Annotated in this window: 29 protein-coding genes; 21 read left to right on the forward strand and 8 right to left on the reverse strand. The window is 37.0% G+C overall.

Annotated elements, in window-relative coordinates:
• Positions 1-5 precede the first annotated feature (5 nt).
• Complete coding sequence (locus B9T31_RS07255) at positions 6-626, forward strand: LysE family translocator (protein ID WP_086181286.1); 621 nt, start codon at positions 6-8, stop codon at positions 624-626.
• On the opposite strand, the gene B9T31_RS07260 is transcribed toward B9T31_RS07255, so the two are convergent.
• Entirely contained in the window at positions 615-1,097 is a 483-nt protein-coding gene (locus B9T31_RS07260; RefSeq protein ID WP_086181287.1) for a DUF2938 family protein, read from the reverse strand. The genes B9T31_RS07255 and B9T31_RS07260 overlap by 12 nt on opposite strands.
• 77 nt (positions 1,098-1,174) lie before the next feature.
• Here B9T31_RS07260 and B9T31_RS07265 point away from each other — a divergent pair, with 77 nt between their 5' ends.
• Positions 1,175-1,552, forward strand: a complete 378-nt coding sequence (locus B9T31_RS07265; RefSeq protein WP_086181288.1) for a MerR family transcriptional regulator — start codon at positions 1,175-1,177, stop codon at positions 1,550-1,552.
• 53 nt (positions 1,553-1,605) lie between these two features.
• On the opposite strand, the gene znuB is transcribed toward B9T31_RS07265, so the two are convergent.
• Genes znuB through B9T31_RS07280 form a run of 3 tightly spaced genes read right to left on the reverse strand, consistent with a single transcriptional unit; the run spans position 1,606 to position 3,671 of the window.
• Complete coding sequence (gene znuB, locus B9T31_RS07270) at positions 1,606-2,406, reverse strand: zinc ABC transporter permease subunit ZnuB (RefSeq protein WP_086181289.1); 801 nt, start codon at positions 2,404-2,406, stop codon at positions 1,606-1,608.
• Positions 2,407-2,409: 3 nt separating this feature from the next.
• The gene (gene znuC, locus B9T31_RS07275) at positions 2,410-3,201 is read right to left on the reverse strand and encodes a zinc ABC transporter ATP-binding protein ZnuC (protein ID WP_086181290.1); all 792 of its coding nucleotides are present in this window, start codon (positions 3,199-3,201) and stop codon (positions 2,410-2,412) included.
• Positions 3,177-3,671 carry a transcriptional repressor gene (locus tag B9T31_RS07280; RefSeq protein WP_086181291.1) on the reverse strand — a complete coding sequence of 165 codons (495 nt, stop codon included), beginning with the start codon at positions 3,669-3,671 and terminating at the stop codon, positions 3,177-3,179. The genes znuC and B9T31_RS07280 overlap by 25 nt, the downstream gene beginning before the upstream one ends.
• Before the next feature lie 131 nt (positions 3,672-3,802).
• Between B9T31_RS07280 and B9T31_RS07285 the strand changes: the two genes are divergently transcribed.
• The 14 genes from B9T31_RS07285 to adhP all read left to right on the forward strand — a co-directional run bounded on the left by B9T31_RS07285 (position 3,803) and on the right by adhP (position 14,389).
• Positions 3,803-4,642: a metal ABC transporter solute-binding protein, Zn/Mn family gene (locus tag B9T31_RS07285; protein WP_086181292.1), complete on the forward strand. Its 840-nt coding sequence runs from the start codon at positions 3,803-3,805 to the stop codon at positions 4,640-4,642.
• Between the two features lie 170 nt (positions 4,643-4,812).
• Positions 4,813-5,211, forward strand: coding sequence for an ATP synthase subunit I (locus B9T31_RS07290; RefSeq protein ID WP_086181293.1), 399 nt, complete (start codon positions 4,813-4,815; stop codon positions 5,209-5,211).
• Positions 5,212-5,314: 103 nt separating this feature from the next.
• On the forward strand, positions 5,315-6,190 hold the full coding sequence (gene atpB, locus B9T31_RS07295; protein WP_086181294.1) for a F0F1 ATP synthase subunit A: 876 nt from the start codon (positions 5,315-5,317) through the stop codon (positions 6,188-6,190).
• An 82-nt stretch (positions 6,191-6,272) separates the two neighbouring features.
• A complete protein-coding gene (gene atpE / locus B9T31_RS07300; RefSeq protein ID WP_000424060.1) occupies positions 6,273-6,518 on the forward strand; it encodes a F0F1 ATP synthase subunit C in 246 nt (81 codons plus the stop codon).
• 43 nt (positions 6,519-6,561) lie between these two features.
• The gene (locus B9T31_RS07305) at positions 6,562-7,032 is read left to right on the forward strand and encodes a F0F1 ATP synthase subunit B (RefSeq protein ID WP_086181295.1); all 471 of its coding nucleotides are present in this window, start codon (positions 6,562-6,564) and stop codon (positions 7,030-7,032) included.
• 12 nt (positions 7,033-7,044) lie between these two features.
• Complete coding sequence (locus B9T31_RS07310) at positions 7,045-7,581, forward strand: F0F1 ATP synthase subunit delta (RefSeq protein ID WP_086181296.1); 537 nt, start codon at positions 7,045-7,047, stop codon at positions 7,579-7,581.
• Between the two features lie 46 nt (positions 7,582-7,627).
• Positions 7,628-9,172, forward strand: coding sequence for a F0F1 ATP synthase subunit alpha (atpA, locus tag B9T31_RS07315; protein WP_086181297.1), 1,545 nt, complete (start codon positions 7,628-7,630; stop codon positions 9,170-9,172).
• An 88-nt stretch (positions 9,173-9,260) separates the two neighbouring features.
• Complete coding sequence (gene atpG, locus B9T31_RS07320; protein ID WP_086181298.1) at positions 9,261-10,130, forward strand: F0F1 ATP synthase subunit gamma; 870 nt, start codon at positions 9,261-9,263, stop codon at positions 10,128-10,130.
• Between the two features lie 29 nt (positions 10,131-10,159).
• A complete protein-coding gene (gene atpD / locus B9T31_RS07325; RefSeq protein WP_086181299.1) occupies positions 10,160-11,554 on the forward strand; it encodes a F0F1 ATP synthase subunit beta in 1,395 nt (464 codons plus the stop codon).
• A gap of 27 nt (positions 11,555-11,581) precedes the next feature.
• Positions 11,582-12,001, forward strand: coding sequence for a F0F1 ATP synthase subunit epsilon (locus B9T31_RS07330; protein ID WP_086181300.1), 420 nt, complete (start codon positions 11,582-11,584; stop codon positions 11,999-12,001).
• A 158-nt stretch (positions 12,002-12,159) separates the two neighbouring features.
• Entirely contained in the window at positions 12,160-12,645 is a 486-nt protein-coding gene (locus B9T31_RS07335) for a DUF2846 domain-containing protein (RefSeq protein WP_086181301.1), read from the forward strand.
• A gap of 212 nt (positions 12,646-12,857) precedes the next feature.
• Entirely contained in the window at positions 12,858-13,022 is a 165-nt protein-coding gene (locus B9T31_RS18010) for a hypothetical protein (protein WP_228146000.1), read from the forward strand.
• A 14-nt stretch (positions 13,023-13,036) separates the two neighbouring features.
• A complete protein-coding gene (locus B9T31_RS18015; RefSeq protein ID WP_228146001.1) occupies positions 13,037-13,243 on the forward strand; it encodes a hypothetical protein in 207 nt (68 codons plus the stop codon).
• A 114-nt stretch (positions 13,244-13,357) separates the two neighbouring features.
• Complete coding sequence (gene adhP, locus B9T31_RS07345) at positions 13,358-14,389, forward strand: alcohol dehydrogenase AdhP (protein WP_086181302.1); 1,032 nt, start codon at positions 13,358-13,360, stop codon at positions 14,387-14,389.
• A 78-nt stretch (positions 14,390-14,467) separates the two neighbouring features.
• Here the strand turns inward: adhP and B9T31_RS07350 are convergent, their stop codons facing one another.
• Complete coding sequence (locus B9T31_RS07350; RefSeq protein WP_086181303.1) at positions 14,468-15,010, reverse strand: glutathione peroxidase; 543 nt, start codon at positions 15,008-15,010, stop codon at positions 14,468-14,470.
• Between the two features lie 296 nt (positions 15,011-15,306).
• Between B9T31_RS07350 and B9T31_RS07360 the strand changes: the two genes are divergently transcribed.
• Entirely contained in the window at positions 15,307-16,191 is an 885-nt protein-coding gene (locus B9T31_RS07360) for a DMT family transporter (RefSeq protein WP_086181305.1), read from the forward strand.
• A gap of 440 nt (positions 16,192-16,631) precedes the next feature.
• Here B9T31_RS07360 and B9T31_RS07365 read toward each other — a convergent pair whose 3' ends face one another.
• Genes B9T31_RS07365 through B9T31_RS07375 form a run of 3 tightly spaced genes read right to left on the reverse strand, consistent with a single transcriptional unit; the run spans position 16,632 to position 19,549 of the window.
• Positions 16,632-17,201 (reverse strand): L-threonylcarbamoyladenylate synthase, encoded by a 570-nt coding sequence (locus tag B9T31_RS07365; protein ID WP_086181306.1) that lies wholly within the window; start codon positions 17,199-17,201, stop codon positions 16,632-16,634.
• Positions 17,202-17,249: 48 nt separating this feature from the next.
• Positions 17,250-18,377: a DNA-processing protein DprA gene (gene dprA / locus B9T31_RS07370; RefSeq protein WP_086181307.1), complete on the reverse strand. Its 1,128-nt coding sequence runs from the start codon at positions 18,375-18,377 to the stop codon at positions 17,250-17,252.
• 11 nt (positions 18,378-18,388) lie between these two features.
• Positions 18,389-19,549: a LysM peptidoglycan-binding domain-containing protein gene (locus tag B9T31_RS07375; protein WP_086181308.1), complete on the reverse strand. Its 1,161-nt coding sequence runs from the start codon at positions 19,547-19,549 to the stop codon at positions 18,389-18,391.
• Positions 19,550-19,667: 118 nt separating this feature from the next.
• Between B9T31_RS07375 and def the strand changes: the two genes are divergently transcribed.
• The 4 genes from def (at position 19,668) to B9T31_RS07395 (ending at position 24,137) form a co-directional block, all read left to right on the forward strand.
• The gene (gene def, locus B9T31_RS07380; protein WP_086181309.1) at positions 19,668-20,192 is read left to right on the forward strand and encodes a peptide deformylase; all 525 of its coding nucleotides are present in this window, start codon (positions 19,668-19,670) and stop codon (positions 20,190-20,192) included.
• An 84-nt stretch (positions 20,193-20,276) separates the two neighbouring features.
• Entirely contained in the window at positions 20,277-20,702 is a 426-nt protein-coding gene (locus B9T31_RS07385) for a DUF2946 family protein (RefSeq protein WP_086181310.1), read from the forward strand.
• Positions 20,703-20,769: 67 nt separating this feature from the next.
• On the forward strand, positions 20,770-22,866 hold the full coding sequence (locus tag B9T31_RS07390) for a TonB-dependent copper receptor (protein WP_086181311.1): 2,097 nt from the start codon (positions 20,770-20,772) through the stop codon (positions 22,864-22,866).
• 98 nt (positions 22,867-22,964) lie between these two features.
• A complete protein-coding gene (locus B9T31_RS07395; protein WP_228146002.1) occupies positions 22,965-24,137 on the forward strand; it encodes a hypothetical protein in 1,173 nt (390 codons plus the stop codon).
• Positions 24,138-24,579 lie beyond the last annotated feature (442 nt).

Raw genomic sequence — 24,579 nt, forward strand, 5'->3', positions numbered from 1 at the left:
ATCATGTGAATTATTTTGATTTCTATTTATATATCATCAGTGTTGTAATTATGATAGCAACGCCTGGTCCTGTCATGATTTTGGTGGCAAGTGCGGGTTTGAAAGGTGGATATGTTAGTGCATTAAAAACTATTCTGGGTACGAATCTAGCATCTTTGCTTCTGATTGCTATTTCAATATTGATTATTAAAGGAATTTTTGATGTTAATGAATGGTTGTTCATTGGTATTAAAATAATTGGATGTTTCTATATTGCCTATTTGGGCTTTGAAATTTTAAAAGAAGTACATCAAACCAAAGAACAGAAAGTTCAAGCGATTTCACCAATCAGTGGTGGGTTAAAAAAAGGTTTTTTGGTGGGTATTTCGAACCCGAAAGATATTATTTTCTTTTCATCATTTTTTCCTCAATTTATTGGGGTGCATACCAATATCAATATCAGCTTAAGTATTTTAGTGCTAGCTTGGATTATTTTAGACTTTCTGACTTTGTCTTTCGTTTATTTGGGTTTTAATAAACTGGCACAAAGTCAGTATTACTCTAAAATATTGACGCTCTGTGGTTGGTTTCTAGTGATAATTGCAATTTATGGTGTATATAGCTCTGTCGCGGTATTAATAAATTGAGATGCATAGCCTATAAGCATAATACAGTCCTAAGCCAAACAGACTATGCGCAATAAGACTGTTTCTAATGCTTTTAAGAGGATTTGGTGTTTTTTGTGCAAAAATACCAAATCCTAAAACGGGTTGTAGAATGATGAAAGGAAATAATGTTGTGATCAAGGCAAAGATCAGTGTATTTAATAGATTAATCTCATAATTAAAATATGTGCTACTGATGAAGTATAAATAAGTCCATCCAATTCCAGTCGCATAATGAATCAGCCACCCTACACATAATTCATGCTTTATAGCGGAGGTATTAAGAATAGTATTGTGACTAAACTTAAAATTTTTCCATGATAAAACCCAACGACCAATTAGGGCATAATTTAATGGAATAATTTTAAATATTTTTTGATTCAGAATACTGAAAATATCCATAAATATTGTTGCAAGAATGCCAATAGCAATGGTATGCATAAAGAAAAGCATTGTGCTGTTTTCCTATTTTTGATTGAATGGCATTCTAGTTTCCAACTTAAAGTTAACTTTAAGTCAAGAGGTCTTTTATGCAAGAAATCGATATTGGAGTTTTATCAAAATTAAGCGGATTATCTACAGCCACGATTCGATTTTATGAATCTAAGGGTTTAATAAAATCAATGGGCCGAAAAGGCTTAAGAAGACAGTATTCAGAACATATTTTACCCACCGTAAAATTGATTAAGTTTTTAAGAGAAGGTGGATTGTCTATCGCTGAGATTGAAAAAATATTTATTTCTAATCATCGTATTCAGGTCAATAGAAGGGAGATTAGTGAAAAAATACATGATATCGAATTGAAAATTAATCATTTATTGGAAATGAAAAGTATTTTACAACACATGGAACATTGTCCTTTTGAGGATCATTTACGTTGTCCAGATTTTATTAAAATAATTTCTTAAGATTTTAAATATTTTTATACTGTGTAATATTTAAAATCTTAGAAAAAGAAGATCTAAATAGTTTTTTTAATTTTTTGTATTGAAAATATTGCAGCAAATATAATAGCCATGGTTAGGACAATACTTAAGCCTGTAGAAATATCTAGCGCAGCACTTGACCATAAACCAATTGAGATCCCGACTTGGGCTGTAATAAATGCCCAAATGACCATTTGTTTTGGTGAATGTGCCAATAAGCGTGCGGTTAAAGCAGGAATAACCAGTAAAGCTCCCATTAATAGCGAACCCACTGCACGTAATGCCAGTACCGTAAATAAAGCTAAGAGTAGCATGAAGATTAAACGTTGCCATTTTGCATTAACACCTTCACTCATCGCTATATCAGGATCTATTGCAATTTGAATTTGTGCTTGCCAAGAACGATATAGAATCAACAATGCAATGAGAATAATGAGGATAAAAAAAGGCAAATCTTGCCAAGAAATTTGTAATAAATCACCAAATAAGTAACTTAAAAGTTCAGGACGTAAACTGGGTAAATTTTGAATTAATAATAAACCTGAGCATAGAAGTGTCGCAGAACAAAGTGCCAATAAAGCATCATTTGGTAAGCGTGGATCATGGAGAATCCAGAGAATTCCAACCAGTAACAAGGCCAATAAGCCGACCCCTAACCAAAGTGGTAACTGAAGAATTCCTGCAATGGCTACGCCTAATAAAGTGCCATGTGCCATGGTATCGGCAAAGAAAGACATTCGTCGCCAAAGCATCAAACAACCTAAAGGTGCAGTTAGGAAAACTAAGAGTGTTCCCATGGTCCATGCAGGTAATAACAATTGTAACCATTCCATCATGGTTTACGCTTCCGGTTCTGGGTGAATGTGAGGGCGAGAGTCATGTTGGCAAGGTGTTGCAACATCACCATGTACACAGTGATCATGATGGTGTTGATAATACACGCGACTTTTTCCAAAAATTGCTTGATATTCAGGATGTTGTTGAATACTTTCAGGAAGCCCACTACAGCAAATATGTTTGTTTAGGCATACAACGCGATGAGTACCTTGCATAACCCATTGTAAATCATGGGAAACTATAAGTACGGCACAACCATATTTAGCAGGAAGACTGCGCACATAATCATAAAGTTCAGCTTCCGACTGAATATCTAAGCCCTGCATGGGTTCGTCTAAAACTAAAACATCGGGTTGGCGGAGTAATGCTCGTGCTAATAGCACTCGCTGACGTTCGCCACCTGAAAGTTGTTGTACTTTCGCATCTTTTAATTTGGTAATACCTGTATCGTGAATAATTTCTTCCTTTAATACAGATGTACACTTTTCTAATGCCAATAAGTCTTTTACACGAAGCGGGAGGCTATGAGAAGGATTGAATTTTTGTGGAACATAGGCAAATTTAAGTGCTGAGATTGTTTTAATTTTCCCAGAATTGGGTTTAAGTATGCCAAGCAATACTTTAATTAAAGTTGATTTTCCTGCACCATTTGGACCAATGAGCGTGACAATTTCTTGTGGATTTAAATTGAAATCTACATTTTTTAAAATTTCACGATCATCGATACGAACAAAAATGTTCTGTAATTCAATCAGTGGCGTAGTTGGTTTTATGGTATGCGGCACTGCTGACATATCCCAGAAATTTCAATAATACTATGGTGTGCTGTAAATCCATCTGAAGAAGAAATACTTTCTAATTGCTGTAATAATGCTTGAGCAGATGCTTCTTTTACAATTTTACATTCTGTACAAATTAAAAAAGCGGCTTGATGACCTTCTCTTGGGTGGCAGCAAGGAATGTATGCATTAATCGAGGTTAAACGGTGGATTAATCCTTTTTCTAATAAAAAATCCAAGGAACGATACACAGTTGGCGGGGCAGCTGGACGGTCGGAATCACTTTTGATTTTTGCCAATAAATCGTACGCACCCATTGGACCAGAGGCATTTAAAATAAGTTCTAGAACTTCTTTGCGTAAAGGCGTGAGGCGTGAACCTGTTGCAGCACATATTTTTTCAGCATCGATTAATCGTTGACCAACATTGTGGTGGTCGTGCACGCCATGTAAGGTATCGTGAAGTTCATGAGAACAAATACTCATCGTAGCCTCATTCGCATAGAAAATTAGACATTTCATAGTAACATGAAGCAATTGCACTTATGAAATAGCATATAAATTTTTATTTATTTGTTATATTATAACAATTCCGAAATAATTTGTTGATACATTTTATGTCTCGCATTCTTGCTTTTATTTCTTTATTTATGTTCAGTGCTTTGGGGTGGTCTCAAGGAATTGTTGTCTCAACGCATCCAATTTATTTAATTGCGCAAGAAGTAACAAAAGGCATTGAAACACCACAATTGTTGTTGGGCGATCAGACAGGTCATGATGTAACCTTAACGCCAAAACATCGGAAAATGATTAATGATGCATCTTTGCTAATTTGGTTAGGTCCTCAACATGAAGCACCGTTAACCAAGTTGTTGGCGAATAATCCAACCGCAATTTCTATTTTAGATTCAAATTTAATTCAAGAATTACCCTTACGGAACACGAAAGGGCAGGCGATCAAAAATACGGTAGATACGCATGTTTGGTTAGATCCAAATAATGCAATTAGAATTGGCTTTTTCATTGCAGCGTTACGTTCACAGCAAAAACCAGAATTAAAAGAACAATATTGGGATAATGCACGTAGTTTTGCAAAAGAGATGATTGAAGCATCTAATAAATATGGTGCAAATACCGTAACACGCCCATATTGGTCATATCATGACGCCTATCAGTATTTGGAGCGTGCATTAAATTTAAAATTTGCAGGTGCTTTGACATCAGATCCACATGTTGCGCCAACTTTGGCACAAATTAAATATTTAAATGATAATCGTCCTTATAAGAAAATGTGCTTATTGGCAGAAGGGCATGCTAGTAAAAATCAGTATCAGAAATTAGATCCAATTGTATTTCAAAAAGTTGATGAAAGTATGGTGGGTGAAGATAATTTCATACAGGCTTGGGTGAAGTTGGCGACGGACGCACAGAAATGTGTATTAAATGCACAAAAATAAAATATTTTTTCATAAATTGTAAATTTCATACTGTTATTAATTAGTTGCAAAAAATATCTACTAAGGTCGGGAAAAGATTGCATGTTCAGGGGTGTAACTCTATAATGCCTGCGATAAAAAACGATCATCAGTTGAACTTGACCAACATTTATGTTGTGAGTAGATAGATAATGAGCCGAACTAGTCGCATGATTGACCGACGATTAGCGAAAGCTTTGGTCTTCTTGCAAACGTTAATGATACCGATTTCAGCCTTGATTGCATGGCTTATAAAAGATGAAGTCGCAGCTTTAAGTGCCGCACTTGGTGCCTCGGTTTGCTGGCTTGCAAGTTGTTATTTTACATGGCAATCATTTCGTACAGCAGGTGCGAGAGCATCTAAACAAGTTCTATTGAACATGTATAGAGGTATGCTGGGTAAGTTTGCAATTTTGATCGTAGGATTCATTTTAATTTTAAGCAATGTAAAACCGTTATCCCCGGTTGCATTGTTTTGTGGTTTTATTCTTGTGCAAAGTATGACGTGGATAGCTCCTTATTGGGCGTCACGTCTACAAAAGCGAGTATAAAGGCTACAAAAATTGAAAAGTTTTTTGGGAGCCGAGTGAGATATCAAGCAGCACGCGATGTTCACTCTCTCCTTTAGTATTTGACATTGACCAGGTGTGATTTATGGCTGCTGAAGAACATGCCCTTACTTCGACCGAGTACATCAAGCATCACTTGACGAATATGACCTATGGCAAAATGCCAGATGGTACATGGAAGTTAGCTGAAAGTGGTGCTGAGGCTCAACAGATGGGGTTCACTGCAATTCACTTGGATTCAATGGGTTGGTCAATCGGACTTGGTTTGATTTTCTGTATACTGTTTTGGAGTGTGGCGAAAGTTGCAAACTCTGGTGTTCCTACCAAGTTCCAAGCAGCAATTGAAATGATTATCGAATTTGTTGACTCAAGTGTACGTGATACTTTTCATGGAAAGTCACGTTTGATTGCTCCGCTAGCACTAACTATCTTCGTGTGGATTTTCCTCATGAACTTGATGGATTTAGTGCCTGTAGATTTTATTCCACATCTTGCCACTGTTATTGGCAGCAATGTATTTGGAATGGATCCACATAGCGTTTATTTCAAAATTGTACCTACAACAGATCCTAACATCACTTTGGGGATGTCTTTATCTGTATTTGCTCTCATTCTTTTCTACAGTATTCGTGAAAAAGGTGTGAGTGGTTTTGTAGGTGAATTGGCACTTAATCCATTTAATCCGAAGAATCCAATCGCTAAAGCGCTTTTAATTCCATTTAACTTAATTTTGGAATTGGTAACTTTCCTTGCACGTCCAATTTCTTTGGCTCTGCGACTATTCGGTAATATGTATGCCGGTGAGTTGATCTTTATTTTGATCGCACTTTTACCGTTTTGGATTCAATGGGCGTTGTCTGTGCCGTGGGCGATTTTCCATATCTTAATTATTACGTTACAAGCGTTTATTTTCATGATGCTAACTATCGTATACTTAAGCATGGCAAGCGAAAAACATTAATGGTATTGCCTAGTTTACACATGTTAACTAGGCACAATTTTTATTTTAATTGGGTATACACCTAACCTCTGAGGAATTTTTCATGGAACTCACTTTAGGTCTAGTTGCAATTGCATCTGCTATCTTGATCGCTTTTGGTGCTTTAGGTACTGCGATTGGTTTTGGTCTTTTAGGTGGTCGCTTTTTAGAAGCTGTTGCTCGTCAACCAGAATTAGCTCCACAACTTCAAACTCGTATGTTCTTAATCGCAGGTCTTCTTGATGCTGTGCCTATGATCGGTGTTGGTATTGGCTTGTTCTTCATCTTCGCTAATCCATTTGTAGGTTAATCAGCTTAATTCCCAAAAACCACTATTTGAGGAATAGAGAGCAATGAATATCAACCTCACATTGATTGGCCAAGCAATTGCATTTGCGATCTTTGTCGCATTCTGCATGAAGTTTGTCTGGCCACCACTAATCAATGCGATTAGTGAGCGTCAGCGTCGTATCGCTGATGGCTTAAATGCTGCTGAAAAAGCAAAAGCTGATCTTGCGGATGCGCAAGCTCAAGTTAAAGCTGAATTAGATGCAGCTAAAGCACAAGCGGCTCAATTGATCGAACAAGCGAACCGTCGTGCGGCACAATTGGTAGAAGAATCTCGTACTCAAGCGACTGCTGAGGGTGAGCGTATTCGTCAACAGGCTAAAGAAGCTGTTGATACAGAAATCAATGCTGCTCGCGAAGAATTACGTCAACAAGTTGCTGCTCTTGCAGTTGCTGGTGCAGAAAAAATTCTGAACCAACAAGTTGATGCAGAAGCTCACAATGCCATGCTTACTCAGCTGGCTGCTAAACTTTAAGCGAGGCGGACTATGGCTGAACTCTTGACGTTGGCACGCCCATACGCAAAAGCAGCATTTGCTTATGCAACTGAGCAAAATGCAACTGACAACTGGTCAAATGCATTAGAAGTGCTTAGTGCTGCTGTACAAGATGACGCATTTTCAGCTTACTTAAATCGCCCTGAGCTTACTCCTGCTGAGCAGGTAAGTCTTTTTGCTAAAGTATTGGGTGAAGAGCAAACGACAGCAGTGTCAAATTTTTTGACATTACTTGCTGAAAATAATCGTTTGATCCTTCTTCCTGAAATCTTAGCAGAATACGAGCAGCTCAAATCACAGAATAACAACAATGTGGACGTCATTATTGAATCGGCTTTCCCATTGTCTGCTGAACAAGAAAATTTGTTGAAGACTGCACTTGAAAAGCATTTCAATAGTACAGTTTCTATTTCAGTAGAAGTAAATCCAGCGTTAATTGCTGGTGTAGTTATTCGTGCAGGCGACCAAGTGATAGATGATTCTGCGCTTAACAAGCTTGAAAAAATGCGGACGCGTCTTCTTGCGTAATTGTAGATAAGAAGACTGAACTTTAAAAAGATTGAGGTATAGCGCAATGCAACAACTGAATCCATCCGAGATCAGTGCGCTCATTAAACAGCGTATCGGCGATCTGGACACCAGCGCGACCGCTAAGAACGAAGGAACCATTGTTATGGTTTCCGACGGTATTGTGCGTATTCACGGCCTAGCTGATGCTATGTACGGTGAAATGATCGAATTCGACGGCGGCTTATACGGTATGGCACTGAACCTAGAACAGGATTCAGTGGGCGTCGTTGTTTTAGGTAACTACTTAAGCCTTCAAGAAGGCCAAAAAGCTCGTTGTACGGGTCGTGTATTAGAAGTTCCGGTTGGTCCAGAACTTTTAGGCCGTGTCGTAGATGCTTTAGGTAATCCAATTGATGGTAAAGGCCCTATCGATGCTAAATTAACGGATGCTGTTGAAAAAGTAGCTCCAGGTGTAATTTGGCGTCAATCAGTGGATCAACCTGTACAAACTGGTTATAAATCAGTAGATACAATGATTCCTGTAGGTCGTGGTCAGCGTGAGTTGATCATTGGTGACCGTCAAACTGGTAAAACAGCAATGGCGATCGATGCGATCATCGCTCAGAAAAACTCTGGCATTAAATGTGTATATGTAGCAATTGGTCAAAAACAATCGACAATTGCTAACGTTGTGCGCAAGCTAGAAGAAACTGGCGCAATGGCGTATACAACTGTTGTAGCAGCAGCTGCAGCTGATCCAGCAGCAATGCTGTATTTAGCTCCGTACTCTGGCTGTACAATGGGTGAATACTTCCGTGATCGCGGTGAAGATGCACTGATTATTTATGATGACTTGTCTAAACAAGCTGTCGCATATCGTCAAATTTCATTGCTTTTACGTCGTCCACCAGGTCGTGAAGCATATCCAGGGGACGTGTTCTATTTACATTCACGCCTACTTGAACGCGCTTCTCGTGTATCTGCGGATTATGTTGAGAAATTCACGAATGGTGAAGTTAAAGGCCAAACAGGTTCATTAACTGCATTACCAATCATTGAAACTCAAGCAGGTGACGTATCTGCATTCGTACCGACAAACGTAATTTCAATTACAGATGGTCAGATCTTCCTTGAAACATCATTATTCAACGCAGGTATTCGTCCTGCTGTGAACGCAGGTATTTCGGTATCTCGTGTTGGTGGTTCAGCGCAAACTAAGATCATCAAGAAATTGTCTGGTGGTATCCGTACTGCTTTAGCACAATACCGTGAATTGGCAGCGTTTGCTCAGTTTGCTTCTGATCTTGACGAAGCAACACGTAAGCAACTTGAACACGGCCAACGTGTAACTGAGTTAATGAAGCAAAAACAATATGCTCCTTACTCAATTGCAGACCAAGCTGTTTCAGTTTATGCATCTAACGAAGGCTATATGGCTGACGTAGAAGTGAAGAAAATCGTAGACTTTGATGCTGCGTTAATTGCTTACTTCCGTTCAGAAAATGCTGCGTTAATGCAAAAAATCGATGAAACTGGTGATTATAACAAAGACATCGAAGCTGCAATCAAAGCAGGTATTGAAAGCTTTAAAGCGACTCAAACTTACTAAGTTTCAACTTTGTTGAATTTAGTATTGGTTTGGTTCACGGATCAACCTTCGGAAGCTCGAAAGGGCTTTCGAATACTAGGTTAAGCGTATGGCAAATTTAAAAGAAATTCGCGCCAAGGTAGCTAGTATCAAAAGCACGCAGAAGATTACTCGCGCGATGCAGATGGTAGCAGCTTCTAAGATGCGTCGTGCGCAAGAGCGCATGGCTCAAGGCCGTCCGTATGCCGAAAATATGCACCGTGTAATTGCTCATTTGGTACAAGCGAATCCTGAATATAAACACCGCTATATGGTTGAACGCCCAGTAAAACGCGTTGGCTATATCATTGTTTCTTCAGATCGTGGCCTTGCTGGTGGTTTGAACATCAACTTGTTCAAAAAAGTGGTAAAACACGTACAACAGCAACAAGAGCAGTCAATTGAAGTTCAATTTGCTTTAATTGGTCAAAAAGCGGTTTCGTTTTTTAAAAACTACGGCGGAAAAGTTCTTGGTGCAACTACAAACGTAGGTGATACACCAAGCCTTGAACAGTTATCTGGTTCTGTACAGGTGATGTTGGATGCATTTGATAAAGGCGAGTTAGATCGTATTTATCTTGTATCAAACGGCTTTGTCAATGCCATGACTCAAGATCAAAAAATCGAACAACTTGTTCCTTTAGCTGCTGCTGAAGAAGACAAGAATCTTAATCGTCAATATGGTTGGGATTATATCTATGAGCCAGAAGCTGAAGAGCTTTTAAATGGCTTATTGGTTCGTTATATCGAGTCTGTGGTATATCAAGGTGTGATTGAAAACATCGCATGTGAGCAGTCTGCGCGTATGGTTGCAATGAAAGCTGCAACGGATAACGCAGGTGATCTTATTAAGAGCCTACAACTTATTTACAACAAGCTGCGTCAAGCCGCGATTACTCAGGAAATTTCTGAAATCGTTGGTGGTGCCGCTGCCGTTTAACATTATTAGTTTGAATTGAGGAGACAGCAATGAGTAGCGGTCGTATCATTCAGATCATCGGCGCGGTTATCGACGTCGAGTTTGAACGTAATAGCGTTCCTAAGATCTATGACGCTCTCCATGTTGATGGCACTGAAACTACATTAGAAGTTCAGCAACAACTTGGTGACGGTGTTGTACGTACAATTGCGATGGGATCTACAGAAGGTCTTAAGCGCGGTTTAAACGTTACAAACACAAATGCACCGATTTCTGTTCCAGTAGGTACTGCCACACTTGGTCGTATCATGGACGTTCTTGGTCGCCCTATCGATGAAGCGGGTCCAGTTGCAACTGAAGCGCGTTTGCCAATTCATCGTCAAGCACCTTCTTATGCTGATCAAGCAGCTTCTACTGATCTTTTAGAAACTGGTATTAAAGTCATTGACTTACTTTGCCCGTTTGCTAAAGGTGGTAAGGTTGGTTTATTCGGTGGTGCCGGTGTTGGTAAAACCGTAAATATGATGGAGTTGATCAACAACATCGCGAAAGCTCACTCAGGTTTATCTGTGTTTGCTGGTGTTGGTGAGCGTACTCGTGAAGGGAATGACTTCTATCACGAAATGAAAGACTCGAACGTTCTTGACAAAGTAGCAATGGTCTATGGTCAGATGAATGAGCCACCAGGTAACCGTTTACGCGTTGCGTTAACTGGTTTAACGATGGCTGAGTATTTCCGTGATGAGAAAGACGAAAACGGCAAAGGTCGTGACGTATTATTGTTCGTAGATAACATCTACCGTTATACACTAGCAGGTACTGAAGTATCAGCACTTCTAGGTCGTATGCCATCTGCAGTAGGTTATCAGCCTACACTTGCAGAAGAGATGGGTGTTCTTCAAGAACGTATTACTTCGACGAAGTCTGGTTCGATTACATCGATTCAAGCGGTATACGTACCTGCCGATGACTTAACAGATCCATCGCCTGCAACAACATTTGCTCACTTAGATGCAACTGTTGTATTGAGTCGTGATATCGCATCTTCTGGTATTTATCCAGCGATCGACCCACTAGACTCGACTTCACGTCAGTTAGATCCATTAGTTGTTGGTCAAGAGCATTATGAAATTGCTCGTTCAGTTCAAAACGTTCTTCAACGTTATAAAGAATTGAAAGACATCATTGCAATTCTGGGTATGGATGAATTGGCAGAAGAAGATAAACTTACTGTATACCGTGCACGTAAGATCCAACGTTTCTTCTCTCAACCATTCCACGTAGCTGAAGTATTTACTGGCGCGCCTGGTAAACTTGTACCGCTTAAAGAAACAATTCGTGGCTTTAAAGGTCTTCTAGCTGGTGAATACGACCACATTCCAGAACAAGCGTTCTATATGGTTGGTGGTATTGACGAAGTGATTGCTAAAGCCGAGAAACTTTAATTAGCTGCTCTAATTTAGGAGATTCTCATGGCGACGATGCAATGTGATGTTGTAAGTGTTCAAGAGTCTTTATACTCTGGCACAATTACTATGCTAATTGCTAAAGCTGCTGGCGGTGAGATTGGTGTTCTACCAGGTCACACACCGTTAGTAACTTTGCTCAAGCCAGGCGCAATTCGTGTTTTGCTTGAAAATGGTACAGAAGAGTTAATCTATGTATCTGGTGGTGTTCTAGAAGTTCAACCTCATGTCGTGACGATTCTTGCAGATACTGCAGTTCGTGCTCATGACTTAGATGAAGCTGCAATTGTTGAAGCACGTAAACATGCTGAACAATTGCTAGCAAATCAAAAGAGTGATTTGGACTCAGCTGCTGCTCTTGCTGCTTTGGCAGAAACAGCTGCACAATTGGACACAATCCGCAAAATCAAAAACCGTGCTCTATAAGACACAGTTTGAGATTGAAAAACCGCCTGAGAGGGCGGTTTTTTTCACAAAAAGAAAACAATAGTTGTTCAATTGATTAATAGTTAAACATAGTTAATATATTAATTTGTAATCTTTAAACTAAAATTAGTAAGACCAAATTGACTAAATGTTTTCTTATGAAGATCAAACTTATTTTATCATTATTATGTACATTGGCTTTTGTTGGATGTGCTTCAGTTCCCAAAGCAGATCAGACAGAATCTCAAAAATTGAAAAATACTCAAGTATTAGCTCAAGGAAAATCGGGTATTTATGTTTATAGAAATAATAGTTATCAAGGAGCAGCATTAAAAAAAGATATTTGGATTAATGGTGAGTGTCTAGGAGAGAGTTCTAAAGGTATTTTCTTTTATAAGGAAGTTGATGGTGATCAAGACTATATTATCTCTACTGAGTCAGAGTTTTCACCGAATCATCTGACATTGGCAGTTCAATCGGGACAGAACTATTATATTCAACAAAAAATTAAAATGGGTGTAGTAGTTGGTGGTGCAAAATTAGAAAAAGTAGATGAGGTGCAAGCTCAAAAAATAATTTCTCAACTAGATTTAGGTGTGCAGGGACATTGTAGTAAACAACATATTGAATTACCTAAAAAGTAGAAATAAGATACATGAATCTGTTGGTAGTAGATTTTTTACCACCAACAGAAAATAAAAATGAATAAAAAAGATGTGGTTTATAAAATTATTTAACTTATAATTGTGATATAAGTCGCAAAATTAAATAATCATAACGAACAATGAAATTTACTATTAAATTTTATCTCATATTTTTATGCGTTGTTTTGTCTGCATGCCAGAGTATACAGTTTGTGACGACCCCTAATTATTCAACGGAAGCCGCATTAGTTGCAAATGCTTATAAAAATGGATTGAGCGCAGAAATAAATATTCCTTATCAACAAGCCTACAACCATTTAAAAAGTGCATTGCTTTTACTACAGAAGAAGAATTGGTATATAGCGATAATCGTTTAGAAGAGCACTTAGAAATGGGTACTATTTTAATTAAGGTTTATCCAAATAAGTTTTTACAGAAAACATTGGTTGAAGGGCTTTCTACAGATACAACAAGAATTACTTTATTTTTACCAGAAAAATATCCTTTTGCACAGTCACGATTTAATCGAGATTTAAAAAGAGCATTAGGACAAGATAAAGTCTGTAATCTCGGTCAAATTATTCCGTCTAATTTGTAATTTGTGAACTATTCTCAATACCTACCAAATTCCAACCTTATCTATATTAGTATCTTTTTAAATCTAAAAATGTGAATAATCAATTTAGATATACAAAAACAAAGGAGATGTAATATGGCAAAGTTAATGAAAGCAGCCGTTGTAACTGAGTTTAATAAACCATTACAAATCATGGAAGTTGAAATACCAAAAGTTTCTGCAGGCAAAGTGCTTGTAAAAGTCATTGCAACCGGTGTTTGTCATACCGATTTACACGCAATGCATGGGGACTGGCCAATTAAACCGACGCTACCATTTATTCCAGGACATGAAGGTGTTGGGGAAGTGGTTGAAATTGGTGATGGTATTGATCATTTAAAAGTAGGCGATATTGTTGGTATTCCATGGTTGTATTCAGCTTGTGGTCACTGTGAGCATTGCTATGCAGGATGGGAAACACTGTGTAAGTTACAACAGAATTCTGGCTACTCAGTAAATGGAAGCTTTGCTGAATATTGTTTAGCAGATGGAGAATATGTTGGCGTAATTCCAGAAGGCGTTGATCTATTGGAAATTGCACCAATTCTTTGTGCTGGTGTAACGGTTTATAAAGGTCTGAAAATGACCGAAGCAAAAACAGGTAATTGGGTTGCAATTTCTGGTATTGGTGGATTAGGCCATGTTGCAGTTCAATATGCAAAAACAATGGGATTCAATGTTGTTGCGATTGATGTCGATGATTCTAAACTGGAGCTCGCAAAAAGCTTAGGTGCAGATGTTGCTATTAATGCATTAACCACAAATGTTAAAGATGCTGTATTAAATGCAACGGGTGAAGGATGCCATGGCGTACTAGTAACGGCTGTTTCACCAAAAGCATTTGAACAAGCAGTATCCATTATTCGTCGTGGTGGAACCATGGTATTAAATGGTTTACCACCAGGTAAATTTGACTTGTCTATTTTTGATATGGTTTTGGATGGTATTACAGTCAGAGGATCGATTGTTGGTACACGTTTAGACTTAAAAGAAGCACTTGAGATTGCAGCAAAAGGTAAAGTAAAAGCTCATATTAGTGTTGAACCACTTGAAAATATTAATGATATTTTTGAACGTATGGAACACGGGAAAATTGATGGACGTATTGTTGTGGATTTACGTCGCTAATTTTCTAACAAACGTAAACAAAAAGCCAACTTCATATTAAAGTTGGCTTTTTGTTGAATGCTAAAAATTTAAGGAGGCTTATTTGCTTAATTCGTTGTTGATTGCATCAACAATACGTGCATCATCAGCTGCAATATCTGGTGCAAAACGCGCAACGATCTCACCTTTTTTATTGATTAAAAATTTTTCAAAATTCCATAAAACTTCTGGAGGATTATTTGGGGTTAAACCATAATCTACTAAATTGTCCCACCAAGGACCTTCGCCCTGACGTTCTGGAATGGTTTGAGTCAATGTTTGGTAAAGAGGGTGTATATCACTTCCAGCGACTGAAATTTTTGAAAAAAGCGGGAAATCAACTTGATAATTAATAGAACAGAACGCTTGAATTTCTTCATCCGTTCCAGGTTCTTGCTCTAAAAAATTATTTGCTGGAAAACCTAAAATTTCTAAACCATCTTCTTTTTTTGCTTGATAGAGTTTTTCTAAACCTTCATATTGTGGTGTTAATCCGCATTTAGATGCAACATTTACAACTAATAAAACTTTACCTTCGTATTGGTTCAGTGTTACCTCATTTCCTTGAATGTTCTTAACTGGAATATTGTATATAGATGTCATGTCCTAATCCTTAAATAAATTTTCATAAAGAGTTTTATATGGATTTTTCTGAAACGACAAGGTGTATATCTTCAGGTTTAAAAGATTTTTGTAAGTATTTTATTTATATTGCAACGCAGATTTCATTATTTGAATCAATTCATTTTAAATATCATATTAAATTTATAGATTTAGTTAAAAGCCTCAAAGAAGATTATTATTATGAGTATTCAGTTGAATAAACAATTTAAAAATTGATTTCATTCTTTTATGAAATTGTCCAAGATAGAGTCTGTAAAAATTTTAGTTTGAAAAAAATGGTGTCTGGAAATAAAAATATACATATAGCGATTATTCTTCCATTGATTGCAGTATTCATTTGGTCTTTGAATATTGCCATTACCCGTTATGTGACAGAATTTATATCTCCTGCAAGTATTAGTTTTTACAGATGGTTTGTTGCTTTTATTGTGTTAACACCATTTTTATTACCACGCGTCTGGAAACATCGAAACTTAGTCAAGCCACATTTAGGTCAACTTGCTGTATTAGCAGCATTCGGTATGGTGTTATATCAAGGGCTTAGCTATAGCGCAGCACATTATACCTCTGCAACGAATATGGGAATTATTAATGCATTTATTCCCGTATTTACGATTTTTGTCTCTATTTTTATCTTAAAAGAATGGCCCAATCGGTTTGCGGTGCTAGGCAGTATTATTTCGTTCAGTGGGTTATTGTTGGTGATTACCCAAGGGAGTTTTTTAAATTTACTGCAATCAGCCAATTTTATTGGTGATGGGTTAATGATCATTGCAGTATTTTTCTATGCATTTTATGGTGTTTTTTTAAGAAAATGGCAATTGCAAATTCCATTGTTCGTTAGTTTATATATACAGATTAGCTTTGCAGTTCTATATCATATTCCTTTTATTCTTTGGCTAGGGTTAGATCCTATTACTGCTGAGAATGGATGGAGTGTTTTATATGCAGGAATTTTTCCATCTTTAATTGCACCTTTGGTTTGGATGCTGGCTATACAAAATTTAGGACCGAATAGAACCAGTATTTTTATGAATTTGACACCAATTTTTACAGCTATTTTGGCTTATTTTTGGTTAGGAGAATATTGGACAATTTTTCATACACTCGGTACGATTATTGCCATTATTGGTGTTATGCTAGCTCAGAAAAAAAACTGAATGATCAGATTATTTCTGTGTAACGTCATCAGAAAATATGGCGAACATGATTGTAAATAAAAAATAGGAATGACTATTTTGGTTGTTTATTAATCGTTTAATTTGATGTTTAATTTAAAAAAATTAAACAAAGCGTAAAAAATAATTATAAAAATAAGGGAAAACTATTAAAAAAATAGATAGATAAATTGAATTCTATAAAAAGAAAATAATTAATAAGACATAATAGCTATGAGAATATAGTTATTATATATTTCTAATCAAAATATGAATAACCGATAATGCTCGATATTGAATAACTAAACAATTGAAATACATTGTACTTTTTATTCATAAAGATTTTAGACCCTCTGGATGTGATTAACACATCCTTTTTATGCTCAACTTCTTCTATAGAGTTGAGCTTTTTTTTATCTAAAGTTTAATATTTTAGAAAATATTTAAGCTCGAATAATGACTCCTGTTTCAGCATCAATGATTTGGCTAGGCTCATGACAGCGTCCTAAATCACCATTTAAGTAATCTACTTGGTGTTTAAAGTAGTAACTGGCCTCTGGGAACGAGCGAGCCGGTTCTAAACCAGCTTTATTCGCACTGGTTGAAACAATAAAACCATTAAATGCGTGACATAGAGCAATACATAAAGGATGAGTTGTAACACGAATAGCAACTTTCGGATGATTGCCTTTAATCCATGTTGGGATATCATCAGTTGCAGGTAAAAGCCAAGTGGTTGCACGTTCAGTCGGTTGGCGATTAGACCAAGAATCGACGACTTTTTTTTGCATATCTTTGTTGAGATTTTTTAATAAATGGTCTACTTGTGAAATATGTCCGGCCAGTAAAATGACGCCTTTTTCAATAGGGCGTTCTTTTAGTTTTAAAATATTTTGAAAAGCACGTTCATTATATGGATCACACCCGAGTCCCCAGACAGCTTCCGTTGGATACGCAAGAACGTTCCCATGTTTTAAAATCACGGAAGCTTCTATTGCTGAGGTTGTCATCATTGGTATGTTGCCTGAATTAAGTAAACTTAAGTGCTATTTTGAACGTTATTAAGCAGAACGACAACGTAAATATAAACCCGCTTGCTGCAGGCATACACCTAAAAGTTCTAATTCAATTAAATGACTTGTAAGTGTGGCAATATCTAAATTGAGCTGATTTGCAAGTTGATCAATATTTTTTCCAATCCAATCTAATTCAGCATATAGTTGAATTAAATGCTCAGGAATGGATATTGTTTCTTGAGAAAAAGAAGTTTCTATATTTTGACTATGCCACTGGGTTGGAAGGGCTAAATCCTCAATAATTTGTTCTGGATGATCCACTAAAATTGCACCTTCACGAATAAGTAAATGGCACCCCTGATGGGATTCACTATAAATAGGACCAGGTATGGTAAAAATGCTTCGACCTTGTTCTGCTGAAAGTTTGGCTGTAATTAAAGAGCCACTGTCTAAGCCAGCTTCTGTCACAAGTACGCCCAAACTTAGCCCACTCACTATACGGTTTCGCCTTGGAAAATTTTGTTGAAGAGGTTTAGTTAAAGGCAAAAATTCAGTAATGACAGCACCTTGTTGTTTAATAATTTCAGTTCGAAGTGATGTATTGTGAGAAGGATAAGTTTGTTCTATTCCAGTTCCCATGACAGCAATGGTTCGATGGTTTTTTAATGCGCTCTGGTGTGCCACCTCATCAATGCCTTGAGCAAGACCACTTGTAATATAAAATCCTTTATGACTTAAGTAATAAGCAAAATCATATGTGACTTGGCGTCCGTATTGACTGGCTTTTCGACCTCCAACAATGGCAATTTGTGGTTGTATTAAAGTCTGAATATTACCTTGCCCAAAAATGATAGGAGGCTTGTCTTCAAAGGGTTGTAATTGTGTTGGATAATAATGATCTTGTGGCGTTAAAATAAAATCACAATGTTGATGAATATGTTCAAACAAAGTTTGAAGATGTTTTTGAGTTTCTGTGCTATGTAGTTGTTTGAATCGTTCGATGTGGTTTTTATGAATAGCAAGGTTTTGCCAAATTACAATATTGTCTGGTTTGAGCGCATCTGCAGGTGTTTCGAAATGATTTACAAGTTTATAGAAGCTCGATAAAGAATGCTGAACCACATACCATAGCGTAATGGTTTCGATATGGTGTTGTGATAAATGATTCAGCATAATTTTATTACTCAATCTTGAATGATAGGAGGTGTTAGCGTCGCATTAACTCGAATGGGAAGCTGACTTTCTAATACATATGCATAGCTAATATGATCAAAGGTTTGAATAATCATAATTTCGCCAATCACTTCAGTTGGAAGCTGAATTTTTTTATGTGTCTTAGGGTCAGTCGTTATTTGTCCTCGTTGATTAACAGTAAAAACCTGTCCGACTTTAACACCTTCTAAATGACCTCGATCAATGGAGACGATACTCCGTTTTGCTGCAGCACCGATAGAGTCGTGGATACGAATCACTTTACCCTCTAGACTGACATCTTCTGCATATACAGGGTAAAACATGGTTGGATAAAGCACCTCATGTTCAGGAAGAACGCGATAACCTTTACGAATTTCTTGATGATATGAATGTGTAATTTCAAGGGTGGTGATATCCTGTTTAGATTGGATCGCAATACCAGATGCGACTTGTGTAAGTTCTAAGCCAGCATTTACTTTGTTACCTTGTTCATCAAGCAGAATATAAGGTTGACCTTCTGCATATATGCCATAACGTTGACCAATAACTAATCCTAGACCACGTGCATATACATTTTGTCCTGCGCCTGCAATAACTCTCTCATCGGCCATTCCAACAATATATGGTGTGTTGTTTAAAGAATCTGGGGGGAGGATAAAAGAACGATCAAGCCATTGTTTAATATCCTCTAAAGGAATGATAGGTATCGCATTATTTAAAGATTCAATACGAACTTGCGGATAAAGTACTTGTGATTTATTACCACTATAGCGACGAATCACTCCATCACAACCATCGCCTTCATCTTTACCAATAATTGGGCGACCTTGATAAGTACACATGAGTAAACGATCACCTGGAAAAATCCAATGTGGATTTTTGATATATCGATTACTTGCCCAAATTTCTGGCCAACGTAATGGATTATTGAGAAACTTTTTAGCAATTGCCCAAAGCGTATCTCCCTTTTTTACGACATAAACATTGGGGGCATTGGCTTTTAAGGTGGGTGGACTTTGATTGCGAATGGGTGCAGCAGTTGTGATTGAAATTAGTCCCAGCCCGACGCTGAAATAAATTACAAAAGTTAAAATTTGTTTTTTAAACCCCAAAGCACGAAAAAATGATGTGCCTTTAAAAACTTTTTTCATTATCATAATTCCTAAAATTATGTGTAGTTGCTGTATAATATCGACCTTACACAGATTTTTTTTGATGAAGTATTGTCTTCATTTTGGTTTTATTCAATGGCATAAGTGAGGACGCAATATGGCCTTATTACCTATTTTAAGTTTCCCTGACCCTCGTCTTCGTACCATTGCACGACCTGTCGAAGAAGTCACCGACGAAATTCGTCAACTTGCTGCAGATATGTTTGAAACCATGTATGAAGCACCAGGTATCGGACTTGCAGCAACACAGATAGATCGACATATTCAATTAATTGTTATGGATTTATCCGAAGATAAAGATCAGCCTATGGTTTTTATTAATCCCCAAATTACACCTTTGACTGAAGAAACCCAACCTTATGAAGAAGGGTGTCTATCTGTACCTCAAATATACGATAAAGTTGAGCGTTCGTCACGTGTAAAAATTGAAGCAATAAATCTTGAAGGTCAATCATTTACACTAGAAGCTGATGGATTATTGGCCGTGTGCATTCAACATGAGATTGATCATTTGAATGGTAAATTATTTGTAGATTATTTATCGCCACTCAAGCGACAGCGTGCGCGTGAAAAAATTGAAAAGCAGGTTCGTCAACGTCAAAAAGTTGAAGCAAAGCGTTAATTTTTTTGTGAATAAAATCAAAATAGAGCCCAATTTATATTGGGCTTTGTTATACTGTTTTCCGACAAATTTTAGGGTTTGCCTTTGTTGCTACGTAGCGGGCTATTCTTTTCTTTTATAGCCGTATTTTTACAGATAGCTGTGTTCTTACAGCCACTTTTACCGAAGCAATATCAAATTGCTCCGGTCTGTGAAACTATTACTCGTGCATTACTGCTTAAAGCACCTACAGATCTTCATCATATTCATTCTTCAAGTTCTCATTTTTCTCATCATGATGAGAAAAAACTCTCAACCTATTCAGATCATGAACATGATGCGAATCATCAATGTCAATATTGTACGGTATATGGGAATTTAGTCTTACCACCGGAGCTTGAAATTAAAGAAGTTCTAGATCGTATCCAAATTCGTTTAATTGCATTCCAAAGAACATTTAGTCATGTTTGGTTTGTTTTACAACGTCTTTTTCTCATTCCACAAGGGCGAGCCCCACCACTTTTTGCATAAATCAAACCCATTATTCGGGGTCTTTATGGGCTTCGATTTCGTTTTATTTATGAATTGAGTGAAAAAAATGGCACAGCCAAAATTCTTTTTACAGCCTCTTGCGGCTGCGATTTGTGTTGCTTGTTATTCAAGCGTTGTTGTTGCAAAAACTGATGTTGTACCAACCATTGACAGTAGTGAGATTGAAACTTTAGCACCTATTGTGGCTACAGCAATTAAGGGAAATGATGCAAATGGTTTAATTGTTCGCGCAGACCCAAAACAGCCTATTCAGCCGATACCTGCAAGTGATGGTGCGGATTATTTACAAAGTATAGTCGGCTTTAACTCAGTCAAAAGTGGCGCAGGAACGAACGGAGATGTGACTTTTCGTGGAATGTTTGGTTCACGAATTAAAATTTTGACGGATGGTACGGAAAATTTAGGTGCTTGCCCAAGTCGTATGGATTCTCCAACATCTTATATCTCACCAGAAAGTTATGATCGAATTTCTGTGATTAAAGGGCCGCAAACGGTGCAATATGCAGGGACAGGTTCTGCGGCAACGGTGATCTTTGAACGTGAACCTGAAAAATTCACGCAAGAGAGAATGTATCGTGGGCAAGCAAGTGTTTTATTGGGTTCTTATGGACGTTTAGATCACAATTTAGAAACTGCAATCGGTGATGAGCAAAAATATATTCGTTTAAATGCGAACAGATCCGTGTCAGATAGCTATAAAGATGGAGAGGGACATACCGTTCCATCAGATTGGATGCGTTGGAATGCTGACTTAGCTTTAGGCTGGACACCCGATGAGAATACATGGCTTGAGTTGACTGGCGGGAAAGGAGATGGTGAAGCTGTATATGCTGGTCGGACCTTGGATGGTTCTCAATTTGCACGTGAAAGTATGGGGTTGCGTGTAGAAAAGAAAAATATCACCAATGTGATTAAAAAAATAGAAGCACAAGTAAATTATAGTTATAACGATCATGTGATGGATAACTTTAGTTTACGTAAGGTTCCTCAAGTACATGACATGATGACACATCAAATGGTGGATGATCCATCTTCAATGCAAGTGACTCGCCGTACTTTAAATACACGTATAGCGGTAACTCATGAATGGGATAAAACGCAATATATTACGGGTATCGACTCACAGCATAATAAGCATGCAGGTGGTATGCGTTCTAGAATGATGAATATGCCATTAACGGCTGATATGAAATATCAATCCTATGGCGCATTTGGTGAATTAAGCCATCAATTGACTGAAAAGAATAAGCTAGTTACAGGTGTGCGGATTGATCATGTGCAAGTTGATGCTTTAAAGACGGACATTAAGCGTAAAGAAAACCTACCCAGTGCTTTTATTCGATTAGAAAGTAGTCATCTAGGTCACGATGATGGAAAAACTTATATCGGAATTGGTTATGTTGAGCGTATGCCAGATTATTGGGAACTATTCAGAACTGATTATCACGGTGTAAGTGGCAATACGTTTAAGCAATTGCAAACTGAAAAAACACTACAGTTAGATTTAGGTTTTCAGCATCAGCATGGTGCAATAAGCTCATGGGTCTCTGCATATACGGGTATGATTAAAGATTATATTTTAATGACTTACCCTGATTCACAAAATGACACAGGTCATGGTCATGCAATGAATATGCATTCTAAAAAACAAAATACAGTAGATTCACGTAATGTGGATGCACTTATTGCAGGTGCTGAAGCAGGAATTGCATATGAGTTTACAGATCAAATTCAAGCAGATTTTAGTGTAATGTATGCATGGGGAAAAAATACAACAGATCATACACCTTTGGCACAGATTTCCCCTTTGGAAGGTCGATTTAATCTGCGTTATATTGAAGAAAAATATAATGTAGGTTTGCTATGGCGTGTTGTTGCCCGTCAAAATCGTATCGCATTAAATGAAGGTAATATCGTGGGTTATGATATGAAAGAAAGTGCAGGTTTTGGTACTTTAGCCGTGAATGGAACATATCATCTTCAAAAGGGTGTAGATGTATCGATTGGAATTGATAACGTATTGAATAGAACCTATACCGAACATTTAAATAAAGCGGGCAGTGCAGGTTTTGGTTTTGCCAGTAATGAGCAGTTTAATAATACGGGTCGTAATTATTGGGCAAGAATGTCAATGAAGTTCTAATGAACTGAAATCATCTAAAATGGAAGCTATTGCCTTTGAGCAGTAGCTTCTGCCTTTATGTGCTATAATAAAAACTGTAAAAATGATATAAGAAAATAATGAAAAATTTACAATATTATTTAGAGCAATTCTATTCAGATGGAGAAGTTTTAATTTCAGATCAAGCGTGGACAGATGAGTTTGAGAGAACCTTTCGAGAAGAGTTAACAAATAAAAACATAGCAGAAATAAGAATTTATCGCGCTGTAAAACACCCGAATCATAAACTTATATGTCGTTTGTTTCATCATCCCAAAATGGAGATAGAACAAATGTATTCCGAGCGTTCAATATTTCAGTTGTGGTTTCCACCTTTAATTTTGGTATTCATTTATTTTTTAGCTATATCTATATTGGCTGTGAATGCAGAAAGCATGCTAACACAGGCCTTTTTATTATATTTACCATTTAGCATTGGTGCACTGGTTGAATATGTCAGTTCATTACATCGACCACGTCGGGCACTATATACTTTTTTCCGTCAAATTATATTGGTGGCTGTCTTATTGCTATTGGGTTTAATTGTATTAGGGGAAGGCATTATTTGTTTAATTATGGCTGCTCCAATCTTTTTAATTTGCGCAAGTCTTGGCGCATTTCTTATGCGTTGGTGTTGCAGAAAATTATGGAGACCTTATAAAAAACTTTACTCTATTGGATTGTTGCCTCTAATTGCACTATTACTATTTCCAGATCTGGGACAGTATCAGCAAGGTATGACACGTCAAGAATTAATTATTAATGCACCAATTGAAGAATTATTCACATCAATTAATCATATTCAAAACATTCAACCCAATGAAGTGAAACATAGCCCGATATTTACAATGGGATTTCCTAAACCTCTTTTTGGTATGACTGTAAATACAAAAGCGGGTTTAATTCGCCAAATAGAATGGCAACGTGGTATTCATTTTCAAGAAAAAATTATACGTTCAGAAGCACCTTATAAATTGATGTGGACATATATTTTCACACCACAATCCTTCCCTAAAGAATCTTTAGATGACCACTTGGAAATGGGAGGGGCATATTTCAATTTGTTAACAACAGATTATGAGTTACAAGCAATCAATCAACATCAAACACGACTTATATTGCAAATAGACTATCGTTTATCGACCGAAGTTAACTGGTATGCAGATTTATGGGTTCGTTATGTACTCAATGAATTTAGTGATGTTGTCTTGCATATTTATAAAAATAGATTGGAAAACAGTCAAACAAGTTAGCAATTTGTATGTAGATTCAACGAAATGATAAAAATATATATAAATATCATGGGTTTAATTTTATATTTTTTAATTTTTAAATATTAATTGTAATAAAAATATAGAGTTATGTTTATTATAGGTTGAAAAGTAATCACTCAATTTGATCTTTTTAAAAATAGTATTGCATTGGAATGGGTATGGTGTAGAATGCACATCCATCGGCGGTGATGTTGATTAAAACTTGTTGAGAAACAAGGATTTAGCCTTAAGTGGTAAGATCTGAGAGTTTTGAGAAGGTTTTAAAAGATTAACAAAACTAGTTGACTTTCTGGAAAAAGAGAGTAATATAGCCGACCTAGCTTACTGATGACGAGTCAGTAAGAAGATCATTAAGAGAATATGAAGAACAACTTGTGTGGATTTTTACTGATTGATCGATCGAAAATATTTCATTGATAAT

Source organism: Acinetobacter sp. ANC 4558 (genome assembly GCF_002135375.1).
In the GTDB taxonomy this organism is placed as follows: domain Bacteria; phylum Pseudomonadota; class Gammaproteobacteria; order Pseudomonadales; family Moraxellaceae; genus Acinetobacter.